Here is a 20527-nt window from a genome sequence, read left to right as displayed (position 1 = left end):
TCGCCAAAGTCACGGCCGCCCCGGTCTCCAAGCACTCATCACAGAACTGGAGACATCCAGCATGACTCAACCCACCTTGATCCGGCGACCCCGCCGCCGGCCGCGTCTCCTTGACGCGTTCTGCTGCATCGGCGGCGCCGCCCGCGGCTACCAGGAAGCCGGTTTCCACGTCACCGGTGTGGATGTCCGGCCGCAGCCGGACTACTGCGGTGACGTCTTCCACCAGGGCGACGCGATCGAGTTCATCCGGGCCCACGGGCGCGATTTCGACTTCATCCACACGTCCCCGCCGTGCCAGGGGGAGGGCTCCCCGGCCAAGGGCACCAACGCCGCTCGCCTCACGGCGGCCGGCCGCTCCCACCCCCGGCTGATCGTTCCGACCCGGGCCGCGCTGGACGCGATCGGGCGACCGTACGTCATCGAGAACGTGGCCGGCTCGGAGGTCCGTAAGGATCTGCGGCTGTGTGGTGAGTCGTTCGGGCTCGCCGTGCTCATGCACCGGTACTTCGAACTGAGCGGCTGGACGGTCGACCAGCCGGCTCACCCTCGGCACCGGGGACGGGTGCGCGGGTGGCGTCACGGCGAGTACTTCGACGGCCCGTACGTCGCCGCCTACGGCAAGGGCGGCGGAAAGGCCACCGTCGAAGAGATCCGCGCCGCCAAGGGCATCGACTGGTCGACCGATCACTTCAACCTCCGCGAAGCTCTGCCCCCCGCCTACACCCGGTGGATCGGTGCCGCGTTCCTCACGACCCGGCTGGAAGTGGCGGCATGAGCGAGAACCTGCGAACCGCTCTGAAGTTGGCGGCGGCCGGAGTCCCGGTCCTGCCGCTGCGGGCGGGGAAGCTGCCCGTCGGCAACTGCCCGGCGTGCGCGGCCGTGGCCTGTGGTGGCCGGTCGAACATGCGGGAAGCGGGCCCTTGCCGGTGCCCCGCCCCGTGCCACGCGTGGGCCGCTGCCACCACCGACCCCGCGGTACTCACCTCCCGCGCGTGGGCGTCCGCCTGGCAGCACGCCGGAGCAGTCGCCTACCACCCCGGCGGGGCCGGCCTGACCGTCGTCGACCTCGACAACGCGGCGGCCGTCGCATGGGCCCGCCGCACCCTGCCGCCCACCTGCGCCGTGTCGACGACACGCGGGGAGCACTGGCTCTACCAGGGCACCATGCAGTCCTCGAACGGCGTCCGGCCCGGTGTGGACGTGAAGTCGTCCATGTCCTACGCCCGGTGGCTCGGCTCCGGCGCTGGCATGGTGACGGCGCTGCCCGACGCCGTGCGCGCGCTGATCGTGAAGGCGCCCGCCCCGGTCCAGCCGGTGCGCGCCGTCGCCGTGCCGGCCGGGGGCGGCCGGTGTCCGCACCGCACCCCCGTCTACCTCGAACGCGGCATCGCCATGGCAGTGCAGCGGATCGCTGCCGCCACCACGGCTGTGCACGCCACGGTGTTCGGGGCGTTCCTGGCCGTGCTGTCCACGCATGGCCGGTGCGGCTGCCTCACCGAGGACCACACGATGCGGCTCTTCGCCGCCGCGCAGGCCAAGGGCGAGTCGGCCCGGCACTGCGCGGACGCGTGGGCCAACGCCCGCACCCGGTTGGGACTGTGACATGGCCGACGACGAGAAGAACCCGGCACGCGAGGTCATCGCCGACTATGCGCACAGCCATTTCCGGTACTTCCGCACCGCGGATGGCACCGTGTACGCGCAGAAGAACGGCCACCCCGTCGCCCGCCCCATCCGCTCTCAGGGCACTACCGGCAGCCACCGCCAGGAACTTATGGTCGGCCTGTTCAGGGACGGCGTCGGCGTGTTCAACGGCACGGCGCTCAAAGAGGCACTGGACCTGATCGAAGCACTCGCCCTGACCGAGGACGTCCAGCCCGTGCACATCCGGGTGGCGCCCGGGTTCGACGGGGCGACGTGGCTCGACCTCGGCCGCGACGACGGACGCTCCGTCCGCATCCACCCGACCGGGTGGGACATCCGCGTCCCCGACCCGCGCGAGGTGTGCTGGCGACGCACCCAACTCACCGGGGAACTCCCCCTGCCCGCCAAGGACACCGACGGCAAAGGCATCGATCTCCTGCTGAGGCTGTGCAACTTCGCCGGCGCGGAGACGGAGTGTCTGGCCATCGCGTGGCTGATCGGCTGTCTCGGCCCGTCCGTCCCCGTCCCCGCCCCCTTCCTCACCGGCCCCCAGGGCGCGGGAAAGTCGACCGGCGGGCGGATGCTCGTACGGATCATCGAGGGCATGAGCGGCGACCTGCGCCGGGCGCCAAAGGACGAAGAGAACCTGATCGCGGCGGTGGCGGCCGGATGGGTGACCGCGCTGGACAACCTCTCCCACATGACCCCGGACCTGTCCGACGCCATGTGCTGCATCGTCACCGGAGCCGAGAGCGTCAAACGCGCCCTGTTCACCGACGGGGACGTCTTCCGCGTCGGCTACCGCCGCCCCCTCCTGCTGACCGGCATCGATGTCGGCGTCATCCGCCCCGACCTCGCCGAACGCCTCCTGCCCCTGCGCCTGGAACGCCCCCAGGTACGGCGTACCGAGGCGGAACTGTGGGCGGAGTACGCGGACGTCCTGCCCGTCGTCCTCGGCTCCCTCCTGGACCTCACGGTCAAGGTCCGGGCCGTGGAAGCACAGACGCCCACAGACCTGCGCATGGCCGACTTCGCCCACCTCTGCGCACAGCTCGACACCGCGACCGGATTCGGAGCGCTGGCCGCGTACCGGGCAAGTCTGGACGACCTCAACGACGACGTCATCGAAGGCGACCTCCTGGCGCAGACCGTCCTGCGGCACGCCGACACGATCGAACCGGGCGCAGCGCAGCGGATGACGTCCACGGAGTGGCTGCACTGCCTCAGCCGCCTCCACAGCGGCGAGGAATTGCGCTCCCTGCCCAAAGGGTGGCCGACGACGGGAAAGGTTCTCTCAGACCGTCTCAAGCGACTTCAACCCACCCTCGCCGCGCGCGGGGTGCTCATCGACACCGGCCGCACCTACGAAGGCCGTTACCTCGAAATGACCCGCACCGCCGCACCGGCCCCGGCACCACCGCCGCCGATGTTCTGACCAGCGGCCGGGACCGGCGGGGCGGACAAGCAAGAGGAGCACGGCCCGCCGCGCGGTGGTGCTCCTCTTGCTGTTCGGCGCTCGCGCCGCCCAAGGGACGCGCCGCGCAGCGGCCCCTTCTTCACGTCCTGAGGCGCCGCACCACTACAGACACCCCTCCCTTTGTCCTAAGAAGGGAAACGCTGCGTCATGTGCGTCATACGGACGGCCAACCGGCCCCCGGCCTGCGGCAATGGCCATGACGCAGACGGCCGATCCTGCGTCATCCCTGCGTCATGTGCGTCATGCCATGACGCACCCCATGACGAACCCATGACGCACACCCCAACCGCTGCGTCATGCAAAACCCCAGGTCAAAGCCCCCGCATGACGCTGATGACGCAATGACGCAGAAATCCGAACCTCGGACAGGCGCGAGCACTAGAAAGCCCACGCCCGAATGCCCCGTCACTCTCTGAGGAGTCGCACCGTGGCACGCCCCCAGATGCTCAAGCTCCCCGATGTCCTCACCGAACTCGACATGAGCCGCGCCGCTTTCTACCGCCTGCGCGCACGCGGTAAGGCGCCCCGTCTCTTCAAGCTCCCCAATGGCCAACTCCGTGTCCGTCGATCCGATCTGGACAACTGGCTGAACGGTTGCGAAGACGCCGCTGCCTGACCTGACCGCCGGACAACCGAAGAACCGAGGGGCCCGCTGTACAGGCGGGCCCCTCCCCTCATGGGGAGAAACATGCTCACGTACGACGTAGACATCTGGTCGATCAGGCAGCGAAAGGGGCGTCCCAAGCCTTTCGAACTGCGGTGGAAAGTTGGCGCGAGACCTCACTCGCGAAGCTTCAAGCTCAAAGTTCAGGCGGACGGTCGGCGCTCCGAGTTGATGGCGGCGCTCCGCGACCGGCAGCAATTCGACGAGGAATCCGGACTCCCCGCCTCTGAGTTGGCGGCACTCAACACGCCGACTTGGTACGAACACGCCAAGGCGTACGCCCTCATGAAGTGGCCTGGCGCCGCCGCGAAGCACCGGGCCGGCATCGCGGAGGGGCTCGCCGTGGTGACCCCGGCCTTGGTCACCACTACGCGTGGTGCTCCCGACCGGAAGGTCTTGCGTCGCGCTCTCTACACCTGGGCTTTCCGCGCCGTGACTGATGAGAAGGACAAGGTTGTCTGCCGTCTCGACATCGAGTCGCCGCCGGCGGATGTGCGCGCCGCGCTCGACTGGTTGGCCAAGAACTCGTTGAAAGTCACCGCACTTGAAGAGCCTGACAGGCTCCGTCCCGCGCTCGAAGCACTGTCCCGGAAGCTTGACGGCGGCAAGGCTGCCGAGAACACCGTGAAGCGCAAGCTCATGGTGTTCAGCAACGCGCTCCGGTACGCGGTGGAGGAGAAGGGATACCTGACCAGGAACCCTCTGCTACGGGTCGACTGGACAGCACCCGCGACGGATGACGAGGTGGACTTCCGCTACGTCCCCGGTCCCGCGCTCGCCCGTCGACTGCTGGCGGCAGTGAAGGGACAGGGGCAGCGCGGCGAGCACCTTGAAGCGTTCTTCGGCTGCATCTACTACGCGGCAATGCGTCCTGGTGAGATCGCCTCACTCAAGGACACAGACTGTCGCCTCCCTCCGGACACCGAGGGGTCCGCCGAAGAATGGGGAGAGCTTCTGTTGGAGGAGAGCCGCCCGGAAGTGGGCTCCGGGTGGACCGACAACGGAAAGTCGTACGAGAAACGTGGACTGAAGCGGCGGGCGCGCCGCGCCACGCGCTCGGTGCCCGCGCCACCCGCGTTGGTCCGGTTGCTCCGTGAGCACAAGCGCCGGTTCGGCACGGCCCCCGACGGCCGTCTGTTCCGGGCAGCGCGAGGCGGACGCATCCGTTCCACCGAGTACTGCGAGGTGTGGAGCATGGCCCGGAGCGAGGTTCTGACCTCTGCCGAGGTGAAGAGTCCACTCGCTGAAGTTCCCTACTCCCTGCGGCACGCCGGGGTCTCCCTATGGATCAAGGCGGGTGTTGACCCTGTCGAAGTCGCACGGCGGGCGGGACACAGCATCGCCGTGCTCTACCGCTTCTACGCGAAGATCTTGCGCGGAGCCCAGACGCGATCCAATCAGCTCATCGACAAGGAGTTGAGCAGCGACGATGACGGGTGATCCTGGCCCACACATGGCCCACACGGGCTGATCAGCACCGGGATTCACGCGTACGAGGTGAGACAAGGTGAACACACGGAAGGCGTCTCCACACCGGAGACGCCTTCCCTGACCTGCTACTTCTCTGACCTGTGCGGTGGGTGTGGGATTTGAACCCACGGTGACATCGCTGCCACGACGGTTTTCAAGACCGTTCCCTTAGGCCGCTCGGGCAACCCACCCACGCCCCGCCCACCAGCGGCGGAGCGGCTACAGCTTACCGGCTGGCCGGCCCGGGCGCGTATGCCCTGGCCGGAGGATGGCCACAGCCCCCATGGTCCGCAACTCGGCATCGCTGTCACGGCGAGGTGGACGACAGCGGGAGATCCCGCTCCGGATGGTCGTCGCCGGTAACGTTCCCCCGCACCCCGAGGTCCACCCGAGTCGCCTCGTGGAACGTCTCGGAATCGTCGCGGGGGGGGTCTGCGATCTCCTGCACCGTAGGCGGGAGGTCTACCAGCCGTTCGTCAGTGGGGCATCACTCACGCGAGGCCCCACGACGGGATCAGAGGGTGAGGACGAGCTTGCCCTGGAGGTGACCGCCGTCGAGCAGCCGGTGCGCGTCGGTGACGCGCTCGAACGGGAACGTCTCCTGCACGTGGACCCGGAGCCTGCCCTGTTCGACGAGTTCGACGAGACCTCGCAGGGCGACCGGATCGGGGTCGACCGCGATGCCGCTGAAGCGCATGCCGGCCGCCTCGTACTTGGCGATGAGCTCCGCGTCCCCCTCGGCGACCGCCGTCACCAGGTGACCGCCCGGGCGGAGCACTTCGAGCGACCGCTCGACGGTGTCGCCGCCGATCGTGTCGAGCACGACATCGATGTCGCGGACCGCCCCGGTGAAGTCGACCGCCGTGTAGTCGATCACCTCGTCGGCGCCGAACCCCTCGACGAACTTCCGCTTGCTCCCGCCGGCGGTCGCTATCACATACGCGCCGAGCGCCTTCGCGATCTGGATCGCGACGTGGCCGACCCCGCCACCACCGCCGTGGACCAGGACGCGGTCGCCCTCGGTCACGCCGCCGAGGTCGACGAGGCCCTGCCACGCCGTCAGTCCGACGACCGGCAGCGCCGCCGCCTCGACGTGCGAGAGCGACGCCGGCTTGCGTACCAGGTGCAACGCCGGCGCCGACACGAACTCGGCGTACGCGTTCGCCGCCCGCGGGAACAGCGGCATCCCGAACACCTCGTCGCCGGGCCTGAACCGCCACGTCTGCGCCTCCTCGACCACGCCGCTGATGTCCCAGCCGAGGACGAACGGCGGCCGGCCGATCAGCGGGGGGAACTCGCCGGCGCGCAGGAGCGCCTCCAGCGGGTTCAGCCCGATCGCCTCGACACGGACGAGAACCTCGGTCGGGAGGGGCTGGGGCTCGGGCGCGTCCACGATGGTGAGCACCTCAGGACCGCCGAGCGTCTGCTGGGTGATGACTCGCATGACTCTCCTGGCTTTGGAAGGGGGGAGAGAACTCAGGCTATGTATCCGATAGGAACCAGCAGGTACCTTTGGCGCCATGAGCGGTTTCGGTCCCGGCGATCCCTTTCTCGCCGACTGTCCGGGGCGTCTGGCGGTCGAGCTGATCGCCGACAAGTGGACGGCGGTCGTGCTCTACGGCCTCAGCGAGGGCCCGGTGCGCCATGGCGAGCTGATCGAGCTGATCGGCGGCATCTCCCGCAAGATGCTCACCCAGACGCTCCGACGGCTTGAGGCGCACGGACTCATCCGCCGCCACGCCTACGCCGAGGTGCCGCCCCGCGTCGAGTACGAGCTCACCCCGCTCGGGGCGACGCTGATCGATCCGATCCACATGCTGACCGAGTGGGCGAGGGAGAACGGCGACGCGGTGCTCGACGCGCTCGACGCCGATCCCCGAGCCGGTCGCCCATAGCGGCTGCGACCCCCGCCAGGACGCTGGTCGTTCACGAAGTGCCCGTTCGTGGCTGAACCGGCTCGCCTCAGCCCATCGCAGGCTGAGGCGTCCGACCGCGCAGGCCTCATGATCTGCCCACGTTCGTTGTCCCTGGGGGACATCCAGTTGTCCCTGGGGGACATCCATGCGCCATGTTCGTCTGAGGTACCGGCTGACCGGCTCGGGCGCGTATGCCCTGGCGGGGATGGGCGGCCCGGCCGGCGCGGACTAGTTCACATCGGTTGTGGGTACGGTTGAGGTGCTGCTGAACGAGCCTGTCGCGCCGCGGCCATCCGGGGGCCTCCGCAAAGCGACGTACGAGCTCGCTCACCACGGGGGGAACGTATGGAGCCGACAGAGTTAGTCGCCGCGGCGGTCCGGCTGGTGGCGTCGTCCGCGACCGGGAGCGCGGCTTCGGCCGTGGGGACGCGGGTCGGAGAAGTGATCACGCAGCGGTTGGGGCAGTCGCCGCAGGGGCGGCGTGCTCTGGCCGAGCTGGAGTCGGCGGACGCGTCGGACGATGACAGAGCGGCCGAACCGGCGCGGGCGGCGGTCAGCAGCGCGTTGCTCGACGAGGTGCTGGAGGATCCCGAGTTCAGGCGGCGACTGGACAGCGCGGTGGCCGAGGCCGTGACAGGGGCCGTGGCGGGGGCCCACCCGCCCGTGTCCGCGGGGCAGCCGGGCATCAACATCGGTGGGAGCCGTAACAAGGTCAAGGGCAATCTTTCCCTCGGCCCGCTCACGATCCACAACACACGCACCAATCAGGCCGTCGCTCTCGCCCTCCTGCTGATCTTCGCGGTGGCCGCGGTGCTGGTCTTCCGCGCGAGCGGGGAAGAGGGAGAAGAGAGAGTGGCGGCTCCGTTGGACGATCCCGTGGTGGTGCGGAGCGTCGTGCCCGACGAGGGCAGCGTGCCGTCGGGCTGGACCGTGACGGAGCAGCCCAAGGCCGAGCGGTGTGGCGGGCAGGCCGACTGTGCGAAGTTGCTCGGCGGCGCCACGGCCAAATGGAAAGAGGCCGAACTCATCGTGTACGCCGCGACGTCCAAAGGCGCCGCCGCGGACCTTTACACGGAGTTGCGTCAGACCCTGTCGGAGGAGGGCTCCGCGACGCAGACGGATGTGGGCGGTTTCGGGGACGACCGCAGTGGATGGCGTCACGGTGAGTTCAGCGAGGTGATCGCGCGCAGTGGGACGGTGCTGGTGAGAGCCGCCAGTGGTAAGGACGCCGGTGCTGATGCGGAGAAACTGGCTCAGGTGGTCGTGGAGCGCGCCGATCAGGCTCAGCGCGGCGACACCCCGAGCGCGTCCATGCGTCGTTAGCTCAACGATGTTCACCCGTGCCCGCACGACCGTTGTCCCCGGCGCTACGGTTCGCGTAGGACCAGGCGGAGAGGGCATCGGATGGCCAGTCACATCTCGGACTCGTTGGGCACTCTTGGCCGTGGCTATGTGCGTGACGCCCCTGGATCGCTCGGGAAGGCGTGGCTCGCCGCGCGGTATGTGAATCCCCGGTTGCGGGACCACCCCCGGCAGCGTGTCGTGCACACCCGGTTCGGTGCCCGGTTCGCCGTCGACACCCAGGACTTCATCCAGCGGTACCTGTACGTCTTCGGGGTCTGGGAACCGCACATCACACGATGGCTGCAGGGCCGGCTCCGCCCCGGTGACACCTTCGTCGACATCGGCGCGAACATCGGGTACTACAGCGTTCTCGCGTCCGGCCTCGTCGGGAACGCGGGACGGGTCGTGGCCGTCGAGGCCTCGCCGGCGTTCCATGAGCGGGTGGTGCAGCACGTACGGCTCAACGACTGCCGCAACGTGCGGGCGGTCAACGCCGCCGTCTCCGACAGCCGGAAGAAGGTCACCTTCGTGCTGGCCAGTTCGGCGAACCTGGGGGCGAACAGCATCGTCCCGTACGACGGGCCGGCCGAATCGTCCTTCGAGACCGAGACCGTTCCGCTGACGGAACTGCTGGAGCCCGACGAGATCGCCCACGCCCGGGTCATCAAGATCGACGTCGAGGGCGCCGAGGGGTCGGTCGTACGGGGCATGGTGCCGCTGCTCGACAAGCTGCGGCCGGACGTGGAGATCGCGGTGGAGGTGGCCCCCGGCCGGATGACTCAACTCGGAGACTCCGCAGAGGAGTTGCGAGCGACCATGCGCGAACACGGCTTCAACGTCTACCAGATCGCCAACGACTACCTGCCCGACAGCTACCCCCTGGCGATCCGCAGTACGTCGACCGTTCCCGAGCGATGGCGTGGACCGATCGCCGGGCAGTGCGACCTGATCTTCTCCCGGGTCGACGCCGAGACGCTGGGCTGACGCGAGCGGTCGGGGACTGAGGGGCTGGAGCCTTCCCGGCCCTTCACCGACGAGGTACGAGTGACACGTTCACGCGGTACGCGCCCCACCCAGCGCCGCCGGCGCCGCCTCGCCCACTGGTTCCGACCGCGCGGATCGCGCACGTTCGTCCTCGGGATGTGCGCTGCCGTCGGAGGAATCGCAGGCTCGATACGGGGCGCCGTGAACGGTGTGGGGATCCTTGAGGTCGCCGGACTGCTCGGACTGGGGATCCTCGGAACGCTGTTGGCCATCGGTTACGTCGTGCGGTACGGCAAGGAGAGGTGACGGTCCGCAGGTCGCTCAGGCGTACGGGCGTACGGGCGCGCGGGGAGATGCCTCAGGCCAGTGGCCGTACGGGAAGGGCTCAGCCCGTGGCCGGGGAGCTCCACCGAAGCCCCGACAGGGCCCGTGCCCGCGCCTCCACCACCGCCATGCGCGCGTCGCGCTCCGCCGGGTCGGTGTGGGCGGCCTGGCCGGTCGCCTGGCCGGGCCACTTGCGGTAGAGGAGCCCCACCTCCGACGAGAACCAGCCCCGGCTGACGGAGTCCAGCGCGAGCAGCAGCCCGGTGTCCTCGGAGGCCGGCAGGGCCATCCAGCCGCCGAGCGCGAGCACCAGATGGCGGCGCGCGAAGAGCGTCGCCGGGTGGACCTGGGCCAGGAAGTCGTGCGCCGACCAGTAATCCAGTACGGTGCCGCGCTCCATCGGGCCCTCGTCCGGGTCACCCGGGAAGCCGACCGTGGAACCGTCGGGCAGCAGATCCAGCACCCGCGACGTCGCCCAGCCGATCGTCGGGTCGGCTTCGAGCGCGGCCAGGTCACGGGCGAGCGCCCCCGCCGCCAACTGGTCGTCGGCGTCCAGGACCTTGACGTACTCGCCGTCCGCCACCGCGAGCGCGAGCGTACGGGCCGTACCCGGGCCGCCGGGCCGCCCCTGCGTGAACGTCACACGCGGATCGTCCGGAACGTACGGGGCGACCTCGTCGCTCCGGCCGTCCTCCTGGATCAGCCAGTGCCACTCCCACCCCTCGGGCAACTCCTGCTCGACGAGGGACTTGTACGCGTCCGGCAGGAAGTGCGCGGACGGAGCGTGCACGGCGGTAATGACGATGATGCGCCGGCGCACGGCACTCACCACCTTTCCAGGGGTGTGACGAAGAGCATCTCGGTACGGTCACCGGAGAGCGTGACCTCGGACATCTCCACCACACGGCCCTCGGTGCAGAACGACGTCTTCCGGCACAGCAGGACCGACGTCCCGGGCGGCAGCTCCAGTTCCGCCGCCTCTTCGGGGGTCGGCGGCCGGGCGGTCACGCGCTCCTCGATACGGTCCAGCTCGATCCCCACCGAGAGAAGCTGGTTCTGCGTACCGCCCGGCCACGGCTCGTTGGCCGCGTCCAGGAGCTTCGGGTTCGACTCGACCAGCGCGCGCACGAGGTACGAGGTGACCAGCGCGAAAGGCGCGGTCTCGGCGGCGTGCCGCGTCCGGTACGTACGCTCCACCAGGGCGCTTCCCTCGGGAATGCCGAGCGCCTCGGCGACCCTCGCGTCCGCCTTGGTCTCGCGGTACGCCGCGTGGAAGACGAGGTCGCCGACGCAGAGGCCGGTGTCGTGCTCGGTGGAGCCCGTCTCCAGCCGTTGGGCCTCCGGCTGGTGTGCCCGGTTCTTCTCCCACTGGTGACGGCCGTTGCCGCGCAGCACCTTCGTACGGGCCCTGCGGACGAAGTTGCCCCGGCCGTGCTGCTTCTCGACCAGGCCCTCGTCCTGAAGCACCCGGAGAGCGTCGCGGACCGTGGGGACGCTGCGGTGGTGGCGCTCCGCGAGCTTCGTCTCCGAGGGAAGGCGGTCACCGGGCCGGAGCCCACCCGCGCGGATGGACTCTCGCAGCTCGTCCGCGATCCGCTCGTACGCCTTGGCCATACGCGCTCACCGCCTTCTCGTACAACGGCGCCAGGATACGACGGCTGTGGGGGCGGGGCCCACGGAGGCGAAGGGGCACCGGGACGGCCGGTGCCCCGCCTCACCTGCGGTCCTGCGGTTCCCGCGGTTCCCGCGACGACGGGGAACCGGGGAAACTCCCGCGGGTCGCGTGGGCCCGCAGGAGCGTGGCCTCAGCCTCAGCTTTCGCCTTCGCGCTCGCCCAGCGTGACCTGGGTCGTGGACTCCTTGCCGCCGCGCTTGTAGGTGATCGTGACCTTGTCGCCCGGCTGGTGGGTCCAGATCTGGCCGATCAGGGTCGGGCCGCTGTCGATCGGGATGTTGTTGAACTTCGTGATGACGTCGCCGGCCTTCAGGCCCGCCTTGGCCGCCGGGCCGTTCGGGGAGACCGCGGGGGCGCCGCCCTCGCCCCCCACGGCGATCTTGGCGCCCTCGCTCGTCTCGCCCATCGTGACCGTCGCGCCGATCACCGGGTAGACCGGCTTGCCCGTCTTGATGAGCTGTTCGGCGACGTTCTTCGCCTGGTTGACCGGGATGGCGAAGCCGAGGCCGATCGAGCCCGCCTGGGACTGGCCCAGGCCGCCGCTGCCCGCCGACTGGATGGCGGAGTTGATGCCGATGACCGCGCCCCGCGCGTCCAGCAGCGGTCCGCCGGAGTTGCCCGGGTTGATCGACGCGTCGGTCTGGAGGGCGCTCATGTACGAGCTGCTGGAGCCCGAGCCGTCGCCGGAGGCGACCGGGCGGTTCTTGGCGCTGATGATGCCCGTCGTCACCGTGTTGGAAAGCCCGAAGGGCGCGCCGATCGCGATCGTCGTGTCGCCCACCGCCACCTGCTCCGAATTGGCGAGGGGGAGGGGGGTGAGCCCGGCGGGCGCGTTCTTCAGTTTCACCACCGCGACGTCGTAGCCCTCGGCCCGGCCGACGACCTCGGCGTTGTACTTCTTGCCGTTGGAGAAGGTCGCGGTGAGGGCACCGCCCTCGGCCGCGGAGGCCACCACATGGTTGTTGGTGAGGATGTGGCCTTCCTTGTCGTAGACGAAGCCGGTGCCCGTACCGCCCTCGCCGTTGCCGCCCTTCGCCTCGATCGTGACGACGCTCGGCAGCGACTTGGCGGCCACCGAGGCGACCGTACCCGCGTCACGCTTGACTTCCTTCGGGGTGTCCGCCGCGGAGACGGTCGTGGAACCCGTGGAGCCGTTGCTGTTGTTCTCCGCCGCCCAGTAGCCGATGCCGCCGCCGACACCGCCCGCGACGAGCGCGGCGACGAGCACGGCGGCCATCAGACCGCCCGCGCGACCGCGCGGGGGCTTCGGTTCGTGGCCCGGCATCGGCGTACCCCAGGAGCCGCCGTCACCGCCGCCTCCGTAGGAGGGGAGTACGGGCGGGGGCGGCGGCCAGCCGGCCCCGGCGGGCTGCGCCGCGGTGGGCGCGCCCACGGACGCGCCGACCGGGACAGGCCCGGGGGGCGGCAGCGGAGCCCCGTACTCCGGCGCGGGGTGGGCGGGGGGTGTCGGGGCGGCGTACGGGGACCGCGGTGGCGGGCCCGGCTGCTGCGGGGCGCCCGCGGGCTGCTCCGGCGCCGCGCCCGGCGTCCGCGGAACCGAGTCCTGCGGGTACGCCATGTGGGGGGCCGGCGCCTGCGGGGCGGGCGCCTGCGGGTCCGTCGGTGGCCGGCCCGGCTGCTGGTCCGTGGGCTCGGACGCGTGCTGCTGGTCCGTGGGCTCGGACGCGGCCTCTCGTGCGACCTCTCGCGGAGCGGACGCGGGTGTGCCCTCGGGAGCGGCATCCGGTACGGGAGGTACGGACGGGACGGCGGGGCCCGCGGTGCCCTCGTTCTCGGTGCTCACAGCTCTTTCTCCTCGGTTCCACTCGGTCTTCGGCAAGAGTCCGCTGTGCAAGTGTCTGCGGTCAGCTTTTCCCACAGCACGTCAGACCACTGTAAGCAGGACCTGTGTATCTGCCCGCCAACCTTTACTCCGGACATTACGGACAGGCCTGCAGGAGACCCCGGAACGGCCCCCTTCGAACACCCGCCTACCCCGTCACGATGACACCATGACGCGGTGACCCAAGCACGACAGCACAGCATCCAGGTCGTCGCCCACCGCGGAGCCTCGGAGGACGCCCCCGAGCACACCCTGGCCGCGTACACGAAAGCCATCGAGGACGGCGCGGACGCCCTTGAGTGCGACGTACGGCTCACCGCCGACGGCCATCTCGTCTGCGTCCACGACCGGCGCGTCAACCGCACCTCCAACGGACGCGGCGCGGTCTCCGCCCTGGAGCTGGCCGATCTCGCGGCGCTCGACTTCGGCTCCTGGAAGGACAGCGAGGAAAGCCCGGACTGGCGGGACCCGGAACTCACCTCCGTACTGACACTGGAACGGCTCCTCGAACTCGTCGCGGACGCCGGACGCCCCCTCCAGCTCGACATCGAGACCAAACATCCCACCCGCTGGGCCGGCCAGGTGGAGGACCGGCTGCTGCACCTGCTGCGCCGCTTCGGCCTGGACGCCCCCGGCGACGCGGAATCCCGCGTACGGGTCATGAGCTTCTCGGCGCGCTCGCTGCACCGGATCGCGGACGCCTCGCCGCAGCTCCCGACCGTGTACCTGATGCAGTTCGTCTCGCCCCGGCTGCGTGACGGACGGCTGCCCGCCGGCGCGCGGATCGCCGGGCCCGGGATGCGCATCGTCCGTAACCATCCCGGCTACATCACCCGGCTCCAGCAGGCGGGCCACCGCGTCCACGTATGGACGGTGAACGAACCGGAGGACGTCGACCTCTGTGTACGTCTCGGCGTCGACGCGATCATCACCAACCGCCCCCGTCAGGTGCTGGCCCAGCTCGGCCGGCCCACCTGACGCCCGCCACGTCCGGCCACCGCCCGGCTACGGAAGGTGGCCGGGTGTGCACCGGCGCGTTCGTCGTAAAGGCGATCGGTACGAGTGCGTCAAAGGCTCCCGCCCGGCCGGTTTCCGGTTCGGGCCGTTGGGGCATTCACACCGTGGCGTGGGGCAAAGGAGGTCTCGGGGGTGGCGTTTGTGGTGACACAGGAAGTACCCACGTCGTCTTGCATGGCCGTTCCCCACGGCCCTGCGGGCGTGGGTCAGGCGCGGCACCGTATGCGCGAGCAGTTGAGCCGCAGCGGGGTGTCGGAGTCGGTCGTCGACGACGCCGTGCTCATTCTCTCCGAACTCGTCAGCAACGCGTGCCGGCACGGCAGACCACTGGGGCGTTCGGAGATCGGCGACGGCGACATCCGCGCGGAGTGGCGCGTCGACAAGGCGGGACGGCTGACGGTCGAGGTGACGGACGGCGGCGGCCCGACCCGGCCCATTCCGGCCACCCCCTCGGTCACGGCCCGCGGCGGCCGAGGACTCAACATCATCTCGGCGCTGGCACAGGAGTGGGGCGTACGGGACAGCGCGACCGGTGAGGTCACGGTCTGGGTGATCGTCACCGAAGGCCACCGCCGCGAGGACTTCGCCACCCGCGTCACGGCCCCCGCCCTGACCGGGCTCGGCGACCTCGACGACCTCGAAGGACTGGACGGCTTCGAGGGACTGGACGGGCTCGACAGCCTCGGTGGCCTCGGTCATCTCGGCCGGATCGACGATCTCGGTGGACTGGACTTCGCGGACTCCCGCGGCGACAAGGACTGACGCGCCCCGCACATCCGGACGGACCCGCACGTGCGGACCCGTCTGCACGTGCGGACCCGTCCGTCCGAGCGGACCCGCACGTCCGGACGGACCCGTACGTCCGAACGAGGGCATACGGGCGCGCGCGGGCGCCCCGCGCTCCCCCCGTAGGCGCTGTACGGCCGGGCCCTGTCCGAGTGGGACGCTAGGCTCGCGCCGACACCGCATCGCCGTTCCCGGGAGAAAGCCACCATGGCCAAGAAGCGCCCCCAGACGAAGGCCGCGAAGGCTCAGCTCAAGGACGGTCCCGTCCCGGTGGTGGGGGCCCGCGAACCCTGCCCGTGCGATTCGGGCCGCCGCTACAAGGCGTGTCACGGCCGGGCCGCCGCACACGCCGTCACCGAGCTGATCCAGCGTCCCTTCGAGGGCCTGGCCGGTGAGTGCGACTGGGTCGCGCTGCGCGAGCTGGTGCCCGCCGCCACCGCCGAACTGACGCTCAAGGACGGGCTGCCCGAGGGCGTGCCCTCCGTGACGCTCGCGACGGTCCTGCCGATGGCCTGGCCCGCGCTGCGCCGTGACGACGGCTCCGTCCTGCTCGCCCTCCAGAACGACACGTCGTCCGGCGACCTGAGCCGCGACCTCGCGGACACCCTGCGGCGGGCGCTGGACTCCGAGCCGGGCCGGCCGGTGGCCGCCCACCGGGTGCCCGCCGACGGCCCGCGCCTCCAGGACCTGCTGGACCCCGCGGCGCCGTTCACCCCGGTCGTGCACTCCGGGTTCGAGTTCTGGGTGCCGGACGCGGAGAACAGCTCGCCGGAGGTGACCGCCTCCCTGGAGCGCGCGAATGCCGCCGCCATCCCGACCGCGCTCCTCTCCGGCACGGACGCCGCGTACTGGTGCGAGACGCCGGAGAAGAACCACCTGCGCTGGGTCATGCCGCACCCCGAGGAGAAGTTGCTGGACGCGCTCGCACGGCTGCACGCGGCCGGTGCGTCGAGCCTTGGCGAGGGCACCCGGCTGGTCGGCTCCTTCCGGGCGCACGGCCTCACCGTCCCGGTGTGGGACCTGCCGAGCGCGATGGGCGCGGAGGAGTGCGAGAAGCCGGCTGCGGAGTTCGCCGAGCGGCTGGCGGCGGCCCTCGCCGACGACGCCCCGCTCACGGGCGACGAGCGCCGGGCGCGCGGCGGCCTCACCAACCGACAGGTGACGCTGAGCTGAGCGCGGGGCGGGCGGAGCCCGTCGGGCCACCGACGGTTCGGCGGGCTGGCGCGCGCCGGGCCGGGCCCCGCCCGAAGGGGCCACGTGTCCCCCGAGGGGTTGCGATCCCAAAGGGTTCCACGGAAGTCCACAGAAGTTCACAAGAGTTCGGTGATACCAGTCACACCTTGCCGTACTGGCAAGTAATTCGTTGTCCGAATACGCCGGATCGAATTTGCTAACCGCCGATCTCTTGTTACCGTTCTAGAAGCCCGGTCGCTGGTGCATCCCCCGTCGCCAGCGACCGGGCGTCCGCGTTCCCGGTCCCGCCCACCCCTGCCGGCCGTCGGGTCAACGGACCGCGAGGCCGGGGGAGTTGCTTCCGGAACGCAACAGCAGGGGCCCTTCGGCCACCTCGCTCCCGCCCGCCCCCGACGCCGCGAACTCCGCCATCGCCAGATAGCCGGAACGCTTTCCCCGGGACGGCTCACGCGGTGTTTCACAGGTCGCCGGTTCGCCGTCCGCGGCGACCGCGCAATGCGTCTGTACGGTGCGCCCACGCGGGCCCATCAGGCTGAGCACGGCGAGCAGTTCGCCGCCCGTCGCATTGCGATAGTAAGTACGGCCCCAGGTGTCGCCGCCCCCGGCAGGACCGTCGGACAGGACGCATGTCTGCGCCTCGACGCCCTCGGAAGAGACGACTTCGGGCCCGCACAGCTCGACGGTCCGCCCCGCCACGCCCGTACGCGCCGCGGCGCCAGCGGCGTCCGTGCGCGCCGCCGCGTCCGTGGCCGCTTCGGCATCCGTGGACGCCGCCGCGCCCGTGGCGTCCGTGCGCGACCGTCCGTCCGTGGAGCCCGGCCCCGGGACCCGTACGGGCACGGTGGCGGTCCCTGAGGCGGCCCCCGGACCGGAAGAGCCCAGGGAGCCCAGAGAGCCCAGGGAAGGGCCCAGGGAGCCCGCGGAGGCCACCAGCGGCACCAGTGCGGCGCACACCACGGCGGCCGAGAGCCCGATCATGCGGAGATTCATGGTGGGCCGAACATAACGGCGGAACAGGCCGCCCAAGGACACCGCGCGGCCACTTCCCGGACAACTCGGCCCGGCTCACACCCGTACGAGTGAAGCGGCCGGCGTACGGGACGACGTGCGGCGGCGCCTACGTTCTGCCGCGCGTACGCCTGCTACGCCCGCGCCGCCCGCGCTGTCGCCCGTGGCCTCAGTACGCGAGCCTGCTGCCGCCGTCCGGTGCTCCGGTGCTCGCCTCGACCAGCGCGTCCACGACCGCCTCCACGTCCGGCAGCCAGGGCGCCGCCGACCCCGCCAGGGGCTCCCGCTCCCAGCGGACCTGTCCGCCGGCCGCCTCGGACGGCGGCAGGACGAGATAGCCGCCCTCGCCGTGGAACCGCAGCGAACTGGGCACCCAGTCCTTGGCGTACAGCAGCTCGCCGAGCTGTTCGAGGGTGTACGGGGCCACCAGCAGCGACCAGCGCGTGGGCGTCGCCACGACCGGGCCGAGCCGCATGCCCATCCGGTCCAGCTCCACCAGCGCCCGCGCGCCGGCGACGGCCGGCAGGCTCACCGCGCACGGCGCGGCGGCTCCGGTCGCCAGGACGATCGGGGCCGTGGGGCGGTTGTTCCACCACCAGCGCAGCATGCGCTCGTCGGTGGTCGCCGCGAGCAGTCCGGGATCGAAGGGGTGGGCGCCGGGTACGACGCATTCGGGGTCGGGGCAGGCGCATCCCTGGCCGCGGGTCCCGCGTCCGCCGGCCGCCTTGAGGCCGACGCCGGGGAGCACGGGCCAACCCCACTCCGAGGCGCAGATGAGCGCCGCGTCGAGCTGGGCAGGACTCTTCTTGCTCCCCTTGCGCCGGAGCCGGAGCCTGCGTCGCCTTCCGAGGATCTCGCGCATGAGCGCTCGTTCCTTTCCGTTGAACGCCGAGGGTCCACATGACACTGACACCCTGCGTGTGCGTGTGCATGTGCGTGCATCTCTTCACCGTGCGTACATCCAGCGCTCGGCCGCCCCCTGCCCGAGGCGCGGACAGTCGTTCCTGGTCCGCGGCGCGTCGCACCGTACCTGGACGGATCACGGACGGTCGTCGTTGCTTCTTGGCTTCGCTTCGCCGCGTGGTTCGAACGGGGTGGAACGTGTGGCGAGGAGTGGCGTGCGCATGGCGCTTGCTGTTCCGCTGTCGCGTGTCGCGCTTGGTAGGGCGCTTGGTTTCCCGCTGTCCCGCTGTACTTTTCTCGCCACTCCGGGGGACGGGGTGTGGCCTACGGCGGTTAAGACGCCAAGTCCCGCCGCCAGGTTCCGGGGCGGTCCCAACTGCCCCTGTCCGTCACCGTTTACGTACCCAGCATGTTCGGAATGACGCTCACGTTCGGAGTGACGCTCCATGGCGCCCCACCAGGGTTGTCGCGGAACTCAGCCCTGGCAGATCCCCTGTTGAACGCCCTCAGTCGATCGCAAAACATGGTCAGGGGGGTCATTTTTTGGACAAGTTCAGGATCCCACAGAAACCCACCACTGCGCCAGGACAATGCTGGACATTGCATCTGCTGTGCGTGTACATGTGGATGCAATGCCAGCCGTGCAGAATGACATGGGGGTTTGCGATGCTATTGAGCGAAACGCACCCACCGGGGAGCGGCCGCAATGAGCGCCCCTAACGTACCGAAAGTGGCTGGAATCGATTCAGCCGTCACCGTTTCCGCGCACACTGCCGCGCCGCGCGACGTCATTCCGCCCCCACCGGGCGCGCTGATCCAGGACCGGCTGGCCGGCTGGGTCTCGGACCTGACCACGCTCCACGAACTCGTGGAACGTCTGGCCATGACCGGCTCGCCCGGCGCCGCACTCGACGAACTGCTGCGCGCCGGGGCCGCTCTGGTCGGCGCCCCACGCGGCCTGGTGGTACTGGAACCGGCCGACGGGCTCGGCCCCGCAGCCACCGTCGGCCTCGGCCTCTCGCACGCCGATCTCGGCCAACTGGAGACCGTGCCGCGCCACGCGAGCGCGTACGGCAGGCTGCTCCTCGACGGTGCCGGGTCCCCCTCCGGATCGGGGCCGGGCGCCCGGCCGGTGGCCGGATCCGTACGGGACATGGACGCCAATCGGGTGAGCGACGGGGTGGCCGAACCCGATCTGTTCGCCGACCCGGCCACGGACCAGCGCCAGCGCGAGGTCGCCGCCCGCCTCGGCTACGGGGCGAGTTACGCCGTACCCCTGCGCACCGCCGCGGCCTCGGACGCGTCCCCGGCGCGGCCGGAACAGCTCGGCGTGGCCGTCTGGTTGTACGACGGGCCCGCCGAACCCGCGGAGCGCCGGCGCCGTCTCGTCGGCCTCTACGCCCGCCACGCCGCCGCCCATCTCGCCCGGCTGCTGGAGCTGGAACGGGCCCGCGCCCGGGCCACCGCGCTCGCCGAGGAGCTGCGGCCCGGCCGGCTGCCCCGGATCCCCGGCGTACGGCTGGCCGCGCGCCACAGCACCGTGCGGCGCGCCGACCGCGCCCCGTACGGGCCCGCACACGTCCCCGGACACGTCCCCGCGTACGGACGCGAGTCCGGGCAGGCGTACGGGCACGCGTACGGCGGCGACTGGTACGACGCGCTGCCGCTGCCCGAGGGCGCCCTGAGCCTGTCCGTCGGCTCGGTCAGCGGCTCGGGGCCCGCCGCGCTCGCCGCCACCGCCCGGCTGCGCGCCGCCCTGCGCGCGTACGCCGTGATGGAGGGCGAGGACCCCGTCGCCGTGCTCTCCGACCTGGAACTGCTCCTGCGGCTCACCGAGCCCGCCCGTACGGCCACCGCGCTCTTCGCGTACGCCGAGCCCGGACCGCGCAAGATCGTGTTCGCCGGGGCGGGGCACGCGCCACCGCTGATCGTCGGGGACCGGCGTACCCAGTACGTCGAGACGACCCTGTCCGCGCCGCTCGGAATGGTCTCCGGATGGCAGGCGCCGAGCGTGGAACTGTGGGCAGCGCCGGGCGAAACGTTGCTGCTTTACACAGATGGGCTGCTGCGCCGTACCGGCGGTCCTATGGACCGCGCCTTCGCCCGCCTGCACGCCGCGGCGGCGAGCGTCCCGGCGTCCGCGCGGAACGATCCGGGGGATGTCGCGGACCATGTCCTGCGGGTTCTGCTCCCGGAAGGGCGCCGGGAAGAGGGCGACGAGGACGCCGTGCTGCTCGCCGCCCGCTTCGACTGATTCCTCACAGGGATCCGGCCCCGC

Annotated in this window: 16 protein-coding genes, 1 tRNA gene and 2 pseudogenes; 12 read left to right on the top strand and 7 right to left on the bottom strand. The window is 70.9% G+C overall.

The window, feature by feature from the left end:
- Positions 1-61 precede the first annotated feature (61 nt).
- The 5 genes from ACFXPL_RS06745 to ACFXPL_RS06725 all read left to right on the top strand — a co-directional run bounded on the left by ACFXPL_RS06745 (position 62) and on the right by ACFXPL_RS06725 (position 5225).
- Positions 62-775: a DNA methylase gene (locus ACFXPL_RS06745; RefSeq protein WP_384913557.1), complete on the top strand. Its 714-nt coding sequence runs from the start codon at positions 62-64 to the stop codon at positions 773-775.
- Positions 772-1602 (top strand): bifunctional DNA primase/polymerase, encoded by an 831-nt coding sequence (locus ACFXPL_RS06740; RefSeq protein ID WP_384913554.1) that lies wholly within the window; start codon positions 772-774, stop codon positions 1600-1602. The genes ACFXPL_RS06745 and ACFXPL_RS06740 overlap by 4 nt, the downstream gene beginning before the upstream one ends.
- A 1-nt stretch (position 1603) precedes the next feature.
- The gene (locus tag ACFXPL_RS06735) at positions 1604-3079 is read left to right on the top strand and encodes an ATP-binding protein (RefSeq protein ID WP_384913551.1); all 1476 of its coding nucleotides are present in this window, start codon (positions 1604-1606) and stop codon (positions 3077-3079) included.
- Between the two features lie 469 nt (positions 3080-3548).
- On the top strand, positions 3549-3737 hold the full coding sequence (locus ACFXPL_RS06730; protein WP_384913549.1) for a helix-turn-helix transcriptional regulator: 189 nt from the start codon (positions 3549-3551) through the stop codon (positions 3735-3737).
- 72 nt (positions 3738-3809) lie between these two features.
- The gene (locus tag ACFXPL_RS06725; protein ID WP_384913545.1) at positions 3810-5225 is read left to right on the top strand and encodes a tyrosine-type recombinase/integrase; all 1416 of its coding nucleotides are present in this window, start codon (positions 3810-3812) and stop codon (positions 5223-5225) included.
- Between the two features lie 134 nt (positions 5226-5359).
- Here ACFXPL_RS06725 and ACFXPL_RS06720 read toward each other — a convergent pair.
- Positions 5360-5446, bottom strand: a tRNA-Ser gene (locus tag ACFXPL_RS06720).
- 323 nt (positions 5447-5769) lie between these two features.
- A complete protein-coding gene (locus ACFXPL_RS06715) occupies positions 5770-6699 on the bottom strand; it encodes an NADP-dependent oxidoreductase (RefSeq protein ID WP_384913542.1) in 930 nt (309 codons plus the stop codon).
- A gap of 76 nt (positions 6700-6775) precedes the next feature.
- Here ACFXPL_RS06715 and ACFXPL_RS06710 point away from each other — a divergent pair.
- The 3 genes and pseudogenes from ACFXPL_RS06710 to ACFXPL_RS06700 form a co-directional block, all read left to right on the top strand.
- A pseudogene (locus ACFXPL_RS06710) lies at positions 6776-7151 on the top strand (winged helix-turn-helix transcriptional regulator); the annotation flags it as partial.
- 365 nt (positions 7152-7516) lie between these two features.
- Positions 7517-8494 carry a hypothetical protein gene (locus tag ACFXPL_RS06705; RefSeq protein WP_384913539.1) on the top strand — a complete coding sequence of 326 codons (978 nt, stop codon included), beginning with the start codon at positions 7517-7519 and terminating at the stop codon, positions 8492-8494.
- 81 nt (positions 8495-8575) lie between these two features.
- Positions 8576-9499 (top strand): FkbM family methyltransferase, encoded by a 924-nt coding sequence (locus tag ACFXPL_RS06700; RefSeq protein ID WP_384913537.1) that lies wholly within the window; start codon positions 8576-8578, stop codon positions 9497-9499.
- Between the two features lie 385 nt (positions 9500-9884).
- Here ACFXPL_RS06700 and ACFXPL_RS06695 read toward each other — a convergent pair whose 3' ends face one another.
- From ACFXPL_RS06695 to ACFXPL_RS06685, 3 genes are all read right to left on the bottom strand, one after another.
- Positions 9885-10643, bottom strand: a complete 759-nt coding sequence (locus ACFXPL_RS06695) for a glycosyltransferase family 2 protein (RefSeq protein ID WP_384913534.1) — start codon at positions 10641-10643, stop codon at positions 9885-9887.
- Between the two features lie 5 nt (positions 10644-10648).
- Complete coding sequence (locus tag ACFXPL_RS06690; protein WP_384913532.1) at positions 10649-11437, bottom strand: GntR family transcriptional regulator; 789 nt, start codon at positions 11435-11437, stop codon at positions 10649-10651.
- A 197-nt stretch (positions 11438-11634) separates the two neighbouring features.
- Positions 11635-13302 (bottom strand): S1C family serine protease, encoded by a 1668-nt coding sequence (locus tag ACFXPL_RS06685; RefSeq protein WP_384913528.1) that lies wholly within the window; start codon positions 13300-13302, stop codon positions 11635-11637.
- A 216-nt stretch (positions 13303-13518) separates the two neighbouring features.
- On the opposite strand from ACFXPL_RS06685, the gene ACFXPL_RS06680 reads away from it, so the two are divergent.
- From ACFXPL_RS06680 to ACFXPL_RS06670, 3 genes are all read left to right on the top strand, one after another.
- Positions 13519-14319: a glycerophosphodiester phosphodiesterase gene (locus ACFXPL_RS06680; protein ID WP_384913525.1), complete on the top strand. Its 801-nt coding sequence runs from the start codon at positions 13519-13521 to the stop codon at positions 14317-14319.
- Positions 14320-14403: 84 nt separating this feature from the next.
- Positions 14404-15120, top strand: a complete 717-nt coding sequence (locus ACFXPL_RS06675; RefSeq protein ID WP_384913522.1) for an ATP-binding protein — start codon at positions 14404-14406, stop codon at positions 15118-15120.
- Between the two features lie 231 nt (positions 15121-15351).
- A complete protein-coding gene (locus ACFXPL_RS06670; protein ID WP_384913519.1) occupies positions 15352-16317 on the top strand; it encodes a DUF5926 family protein in 966 nt (321 codons plus the stop codon).
- A 330-nt stretch (positions 16318-16647) separates the two neighbouring features.
- Here ACFXPL_RS06670 and ACFXPL_RS06665 read toward each other — a convergent pair whose 3' ends face one another.
- Both ACFXPL_RS06665 and ACFXPL_RS06660 read right to left on the bottom strand, forming a co-directional pair.
- Positions 16648-17328, bottom strand: coding sequence for a hypothetical protein (locus tag ACFXPL_RS06665; RefSeq protein ID WP_384913516.1), 681 nt, complete (start codon positions 17326-17328; stop codon positions 16648-16650).
- 187 nt (positions 17329-17515) lie between these two features.
- Positions 17516-18208, bottom strand: a complete 693-nt coding sequence (locus ACFXPL_RS06660; RefSeq protein ID WP_384913513.1) for a bifunctional DNA primase/polymerase — start codon at positions 18206-18208, stop codon at positions 17516-17518.
- A 631-nt stretch (positions 18209-18839) separates the two neighbouring features.
- Between ACFXPL_RS06660 and ACFXPL_RS06655 the strand changes: the two are divergent.
- Positions 18840-20503 (top strand): annotated as a pseudogene (locus tag ACFXPL_RS06655) (PP2C family protein-serine/threonine phosphatase).
- Positions 20504-20527: the final 24 nt, after the last annotated feature.

This window comes from Streptomyces sp. NPDC059092 (genome assembly GCF_042756365.1).
Lineage (GTDB): Bacteria > Actinomycetota > Actinomycetes > Streptomycetales > Streptomycetaceae > Streptomyces.
This window is presented reverse-complemented; position numbering and strand designations above follow the sequence as displayed.

What these genes read in the sequence shown, in the direction of transcription:
- ACFXPL_RS06735 (WP_384913551.1), top strand. Translation starts at nt 1,604, where the DNA reads ATGGCCGACGACGAGAAGAACCCGGCACGCGAGGTCATCGCCGACTAT.
- ACFXPL_RS06670 (WP_384913519.1), top strand. Translation starts at nt 15,352, where the DNA reads ATGGCCAAGAAGCGCCCCCAGACGAAGGCCGCGAAGGCTCAGCTCAAG.
- ACFXPL_RS06740 (WP_384913554.1), top strand. Translation starts at nt 772, where the DNA reads ATGAGCGAGAACCTGCGAACCGCTCTGAAGTTGGCGGCGGCCGGAGTC.
- ACFXPL_RS06745 (WP_384913557.1), top strand. Translation starts at nt 62, where the DNA reads ATGACTCAACCCACCTTGATCCGGCGACCCCGCCGCCGGCCGCGTCTC.
- ACFXPL_RS06715 (WP_384913542.1), bottom strand. Translation starts at nt 6,699, where the DNA reads ATGCGAGTCATCACCCAGCAGACGCTCGGCGGTCCTGAGGTGCTCACC.
- ACFXPL_RS06725 (WP_384913545.1), top strand. Translation starts at nt 3,810, where the DNA reads ATGCTCACGTACGACGTAGACATCTGGTCGATCAGGCAGCGAAAGGGG.
- ACFXPL_RS06705 (WP_384913539.1), top strand. Translation starts at nt 7,517, where the DNA reads ATGGAGCCGACAGAGTTAGTCGCCGCGGCGGTCCGGCTGGTGGCGTCG.
- ACFXPL_RS06690 (WP_384913532.1), bottom strand. Translation starts at nt 11,437, where the DNA reads ATGGCCAAGGCGTACGAGCGGATCGCGGACGAGCTGCGAGAGTCCATC.
- ACFXPL_RS06665 (WP_384913516.1), bottom strand. Translation starts at nt 17,328, where the DNA reads ATGAATCTCCGCATGATCGGGCTCTCGGCCGCCGTGGTGTGCGCCGCA.
- ACFXPL_RS06660 (WP_384913513.1), bottom strand. Translation starts at nt 18,208, where the DNA reads ATGCGCGAGATCCTCGGAAGGCGACGCAGGCTCCGGCTCCGGCGCAAG.
- ACFXPL_RS06700 (WP_384913537.1), top strand. Translation starts at nt 8,576, where the DNA reads ATGGCCAGTCACATCTCGGACTCGTTGGGCACTCTTGGCCGTGGCTAT.